This is a genomic window from Mesorhizobium sp. M7A.F.Ca.MR.362.00.0.0, assembly GCF_004023175.1.
Lineage (GTDB): Bacteria > Pseudomonadota > Alphaproteobacteria > Rhizobiales > Rhizobiaceae > Mesorhizobium.
This window is the reverse complement of the sequence record NZ_RZTF01000035.1, coordinates 25,253-31,071: the sequence shown is the minus strand read 5'-3', so window position 1 is coordinate 31,071 and position 5,819 is coordinate 25,253. Positions and strand designations below refer to the sequence as shown.

At 63.5% G+C, this 5,819-nt stretch carries 3 protein-coding genes and 2 pseudogenes (1 of these 5 cut by a window edge); 1 reads left to right on the top strand and 4 read right to left on the bottom strand.

Annotation, left to right across the window (positions count from 1 at the left end):
* The 4 genes and pseudogenes from EOC06_RS07760 to EOC06_RS07745 form a co-directional block, all read right to left on the bottom strand.
* A partial coding sequence (locus EOC06_RS07760; protein WP_206631162.1) for a transglycosylase domain-containing protein occupies positions 1 to 1,086 on the bottom strand: 1,086 nt, incomplete at its 3' end.
* A 227-nt stretch (positions 1,087 to 1,313) separates the two neighbouring features.
* The gene (locus tag EOC06_RS07755) at positions 1,314 to 2,753 is read right to left on the bottom strand and encodes an FAD-binding oxidoreductase (RefSeq protein WP_128307469.1); all 1,440 of its coding nucleotides are present in this window, start codon (positions 2,751 to 2,753) and stop codon (positions 1,314 to 1,316) included.
* Between the two features lie 237 nt (positions 2,754 to 2,990).
* Positions 2,991 to 3,927, bottom strand: a pseudogene (locus EOC06_RS07750) (dimethylarginine dimethylaminohydrolase family protein).
* Positions 3,914 to 5,542, bottom strand: coding sequence for an amidohydrolase (locus EOC06_RS07745; protein ID WP_128307468.1), 1,629 nt, complete (start codon positions 5,540 to 5,542; stop codon positions 3,914 to 3,916). The pseudogene EOC06_RS07750 and the gene EOC06_RS07745 overlap by 14 nt, the downstream one beginning before the upstream one ends.
* 84 nt (positions 5,543 to 5,626) lie before the next feature.
* Here EOC06_RS07745 and EOC06_RS07740 point away from each other — a divergent pair.
* Positions 5,627 to 5,819, top strand: a pseudogene (locus EOC06_RS07740) (LysR substrate-binding domain-containing protein) (it continues 721 nt past the right edge of the window).

Genomic DNA, 5,819 nt, shown 5'->3' with positions numbered 1-5,819 from the left:
GTTGTACTCCTTGCCGAACTGGCGCAGGTGGAACTCCACCGATTCTTCCGCCGCCTTCTGGATGTTGGCGTCAAAGGTGGTGTGGGCGAGAAGCGAGTGCTGGCCAGGTTTGGCGATCTTCTTGACCTCGTCGAACGCCCAGTCGAGATAATAGTCAGGGCTTTTCTGTTCGCCGCGGTCGACGACATCGGCCGGATGCAGCCTGGCCTGCAGAACCTGGCCTTCGGTCATGAAACCGGCATCCACAAGGTTGGACAGCACCACATTGGCGCGCGCGCGCGCCGCCGGCAGGTTGATGTGCGGCGCATATTTGGTCGGCGCCTTGAACAGGCCGGCCAGCATCGCCGCCTCGGCCAGGTTCAGGTCCTTGACGCTCTTGCCGAAATAGAAGTCGGCGGCAGCCTCGATGCCGAACGTGCCGCCGCCCATATAGGCGCGGTCGAGATAGAGCTGCAGGATCTCCTTCTTCGACAGATTGGCCTCGAGCCACAGCGACAGGAAGGCTTCCTTGATCTTGCGCTCCAGCGTGCGCTCATTGGTGAGGAACAGGTTCTTGGCCAACTGCTGGGTGATGCTCGATCCGCCCTGGACGACGGAGTTCGCCCGCACATTCTCGAAGATCGCGCGCGACAGGCCGAGCACATCGATGCCGTAGTGATCGAAGAAGCGACGGTCCTCGGTGGCAAGCACCGCCTTGATGACGTGATCGGGCATCTCGTCGACCGGCACGGAATCGCGCTGGATGATGCCGCGCTGGCCGATCTCGTTGCCGTAGCGGTCAAGGAAGGTGACGGCGAAGTCGCCCTGGGCGCGCCAGTCGCCGGCCGTGTCCTGGAAAGCCGGAATGGCCAGCGCCAGCATCACCACGATGCCGACGGCGCCGAGCGTGAAACCTTCGCTCAACAGTTCGATGATGCCACGGCGCCAGCCGTTGACGCGGAAGCGCCGCGAGAAGATCGTCGCTGATTCCCAGAACTGGCGCGCCTTGAAGCCGATCTCATAGAGCGAGGAATCGATCCACGCATCGAGCGCCAGCAGCCGAGCGGCGATCGGACCTCTTCTTTTGCGCGGTTCGGGACTGGCCATTCGGAATCCGGCTAGCAATTGCACGACCTGAGAACCGCAAACCGGCAATTTCAGGGCGATGCATTCCGGGAGACTATTCCTCCATTTTTCCAGCACTCACAAGGGCGGCGAAGACACAGTATTGGGTTTGTTGCTGATGGGCCGGCCCAAGAATACAGCCGGCGCCAACAGCATGTGCCCGCGCCTCCAGCGGAGGCGTGAGCTTTTTCACTGCAGCACGGCGCGTCTCATGCGGCTCGCAAGCTTTCTTTTGGACGCAAATTCTGGTTCATGCGGAACAGGTTCAGCGGGTCGTAGCGCTGCTTGATTTCCAGAAGCCGTCGATGGTTGCCACCATAGGCCGCTTCGACCCGGTCGACCTCGTCCTCCGGCATGAAGTTCACGTAGGCGGTGCCGGCGGCATAAGGTTTGGCCGCCTCGTAGATTGAACGAGCCCAGTCGGTGCAAGCCTTGTCCATCGTCGGTTCGCGCCAGCGGGCGTGAACGTTCATGACGAAATGCGAACTGCGCTGTGGGAACGCCGTTGCGTCCGCCTTGACGCGACCTGCCGCGCCGCCGACATGGCCGATAAATATCTCGCACTCGGGTCCCGGCAGCTTGGCTATTGCCCCCCTGACGACCGCAGCCGCCTCCTCGGAAAACTCGGTGAAGTCATGGCTCTTCCAGTAGTTGCGGGCGCCGGGCGTGAGCAGTGGGTCGAATGCCTGCTGCCAGCCGGTGAACGGGCTGGGGCCCACGACATCGGCAATCGGCGTGCCGATGGCTCGAAGTTTCTGCGTCGCCTTTTCGCCCGTCTCAATATCGCCGCAATAGCACATGGCCAGAACCAGAACCTCCTTGCCATGCCATTCCGCGGGCAGGAAGGGCAGCGGCGGCGCCTGCCGCATGACTACCCAGCAGGTCAACTCGTCAGGAGCGGTTTCGAGCGCCTTGCGATACTCCCGCAGCACCTTTTCGGCATCGGCGAAGGGATGGACGACAAGCCCTGCCAGCACTTGCGGTCCAAACTCATGGAGATGGAACTCGAATGCCGTGACGACGCCGAAATTGCCGCCGCCGCCGCGCAGCGCCCAGAACAAGTCGGGATTTTCGGTCTGGCTGGCCCGGAGCAGTTTGCCGTCGGCGGTGACCACATCGGCGGAGGCAAGATTGTCGATGGTCAGGCCGAATTTGCGGGTGATCCAGCCGAAGCCGCCACCCAGCGTCAGGCCGGATATGCCGGTGGTCGAGTTGATTCCGGTCGGCACCACCAGCCCGAAGGCCTGCGTTTCCTTGTCGACATCGGCAAGCGTCGCGCCAGGCCCGACCCATGCCCGCCGCGCCGCGACATCGACCCGCACCGACTTCATCAACGACAGATCAATCATCAGGCCACCATCGCAGACCGCACTTCCGGCAATGTTGTGGCCGCCGCCGCGCACGGAGACGAGAAGCCTGTTCTCCCTGGCGAAATTCACGGCACTGATGACATCGGAAGCGCCGACGCAGCATGCGATCAGCCCGGGTCGTCGGTCGACCGTGGCATTCCAGACTGTTCGTGCTTCGTCATAAGTGGCATCGCCTTCGCTCAGTACGGTGCCGCGCAATTGTGCCGAAAATGCTTCCAGGGCCGCAGCGTCGATTGTCGTTTTGCCGCGTTCAAGCGTGGTGAGGCTCATGGAATTCATGGTTTCCTCCCGAGTTGCAGATGAGCTGTCCTCTCCCAAAAGACGTTCTTACTGTGCGCTTATATTAGCTATCGCGCAAGTTTCGCGTCGGCCAGCGTTGCGACTCGCAAGCGGGGCACATGGTGCCGCCAGCCGGCGATCTCAGCCGTTTTGCGCGCGCGACCTTGCAACCGGCCGCCAGGATGCCGATCATGCTGATGCGAATGTGAGCGAAGCAGCGTAGCGCTATCCCACTCCTCAGGCCGGTTCGCGCTTCAGCGCCTGCGCCATGCAGTGGATGCCGCCGCCGGTCTTCGAGATCTCGCTCATGTCGACGGCCGCGACCTCGAAGCCGCGCGCCTTGAGCTGGCCGATCAGCGCCTGGCTGGAGGTCGGCGCGATCACCCGGTCCTTGCCCAGCGACATGAAGTTGCAGCCCAGCGCCATCGTATCCTGGAACGGCACGTCGATGATCTCGTGGCCCTTGCCCTTCAACCAGTCGACAATGCCGGGTTCGGTGCAGGCCAGGCAGACAGCGGTCAGTTTTTCGGCGATCGGCACCACCATCAGGTCGATATGAACATAATACTCGTCGATGAAGGCGATGCGGGTTTCCCAACCTTCCTTGTCGAACCATGCCTGCACCTGGCGGGCGCCTTCTTCCTGCGTACGCGCGCCGCCGCAGCCGATCAGCACGACGCCGTCCTCGATGACGTTGAAGTCGCCGCCCTCGAACGTGCCTGCCGTGACCATGTCGTAGATCGGGATGCCGAGCTTTTCATAGGTGCGGATCGCGGCATAGTTCTCGCCGCGCCGCCACCAGTTGGCCATGGCGGTAATGAAGGCGCCGTAGGGCGTCATGACGCTGGAATCGCGGGAATAGACCTGCATCGGCAGCTCAGGCGTCGGCTCGTGCCTGCCAGTGGATGTTGACGCCGAAATGCTCGTAGGCGGCGACCAGGTCCTTGTGCTGCGCCTGGGCGATCTGGACGTTGCAGGGCGCCTCGCGCAGATGCTTTCGCGACAGCGAACTGGTCGACAGATGGCGCAGGAAATTGGGTGAGCCAAGCAGGACGTCGGTCAGCACGTCGGTCTCGTTGGCAAAACCCCAGGCGGTCAGCGGCTTGGTGCCGCCGGCGGGGTTGCGGCGCTGCAGCGAAAACGGCTCGGCGACAATGCGGTCATGAACGGTCATGGGATGCTCCTCGTGAAGTGGTTTGGGGTGTCTGATTGCTCGGTATCCACCAGTCTCGTCCGCGCGGGGTGGTGACATATTCTGGCCATCGAAACCCGATCGGCGGGTCGTAGTCGCAGAGCGGCGCAATCCAGTTCGAACCACCGATTCCGCCGCCGGTGCGGGCGACGAATTCATTCATCGCCGCATCGCGGGCGGTCTGGTCTTCCAGCAGGCGGAGCGCCGCCAGCGCGACCGTCTTGGACGCGCAGATGACCATCGGGTCGATCGTCGCCGAAATGCCGCCCAGCGCATTCATCACCCATGCCGGATAGGGATAGCCGGTCTCCGAACGCAGCGCCGGGCGGGCGACATAGAACCGTGCTGTCGGCGTATGCCAGCTCATGTCGGTGTAATCGTCGGAGGTCGAATTGACTTGCGAGGGCGGCAGATCGCGGCGCAGGATCGCTTCCGCCGCCTGCGGCTCGATCAAGCGCTCGAGTTCTTCGATGAACGGCTCGTCGCTCGCCATGCGCCCGGCATTGACCTGTATTTCGCGGGCAACTGCCTTGGCGTCCTCGTCCCAGCGCGGCGGCCCAGCCGTCGACAGCGCTTCATAGGCGATTTCGGCCATGGCATGGTTGGCAAGTCCCGGTCGTGACTTCGACACCCAATGCCGCTCATGGCGGCAGCCGCTCATGCTGGCAGCGGCCTCGGCATTGCGGTCGAGCACCGTGGTGACCTGCTCGGCCATGGCAAGCGTCGGCACGCGGATCATGTACTGGATCTCGGCCAGCCCGGCCGGCAAATTGTCGGCGGTTGCTTGCCCCGCCGTCAGAATCGCTTCGCTGATCGACCAGCCGCCCTGGTGCGGCAGTATGGAATCGCGCAGAGCCTTGGAGGCCATGTACATCATCATCAATGCGTCGTTGGCGCCGGGGGCGCGCGCCGCCGAATGTGCTTGCGGAATGGGTGCAGCACCCGCAGCCAGCGCCCAGCGCTCCGGTTGGTCGCAGATGAAGCGATAGATCATCGCGTAGGCCGCGCCGCAATGCGTGTCCCAGCGCGCCGTGTTGCAGAGCGGCAGCATGTAGAACGGATGAAAGGAGATCATGCCGGCAAGGCCGTCATAATAGCCCTTGGCGGCATGGATCGGCTTTGACCCGCGCACCTTTTCCGCCGGCTCGCCGGTGAAGCGCAGCGTGCCTGATATGCCGTGGCGCTGCATCGCCGCCTTGGTCGCCAGCAGCCCGCCGAGGCTCGAAATCCCGAGGCCGGAATGCGGGTCGGTGTGGCCGCCGGCCTGGTTGCCAAGTCCCCGGCGCGGACGCTCGACCGTAGCGGCATCCTGGCAATTGCCCGGCACCGCGTCGTATTCGGCGTACATGCCGATGGTCGGGCCGGGGCCGTTGGTCCAATGCGCGCAGAAGGCGGTCGGCATGCCGGCGGAGCCTTCTTCGACGGAAAAGCCTTCGAGTTTCAGCCGCTCGACATACCAGGCGGCTGATTGATACTCCCGCCACGCGGTCTCGCCGTAATCGAAGATGGTGCGTGTCCACGCGGACAACAACGGCTGGATGCCGTCGAGACAGGCAAGGGCGGTTGCTTGCGCCGAGGTGGCCACCGGTTTCTCCATGGCATGAGAAGAAAGCAGTGAAGCGGGTCGCTAAAAAGTGATATGTTTTCCCGGTTCGTGCAAATTCGGTTCACCTGAGGTTCCTTGCGTATACCATCGACACAAGCGCTGCGCGCGCTCGACAGCTTCGCCCGGCACGGCAGCGTCTGGCGCGCCGCCGACGAGTTGCACCTGACCCGCAGCGCTGTTAGCCATCAGCTTCGCCTGCTGGAGCGCGACCTCGGCTTCGACCTGCTCGAACGCATCGGCAAGGGCGTGGCGTTGACGCCGCGCGGCC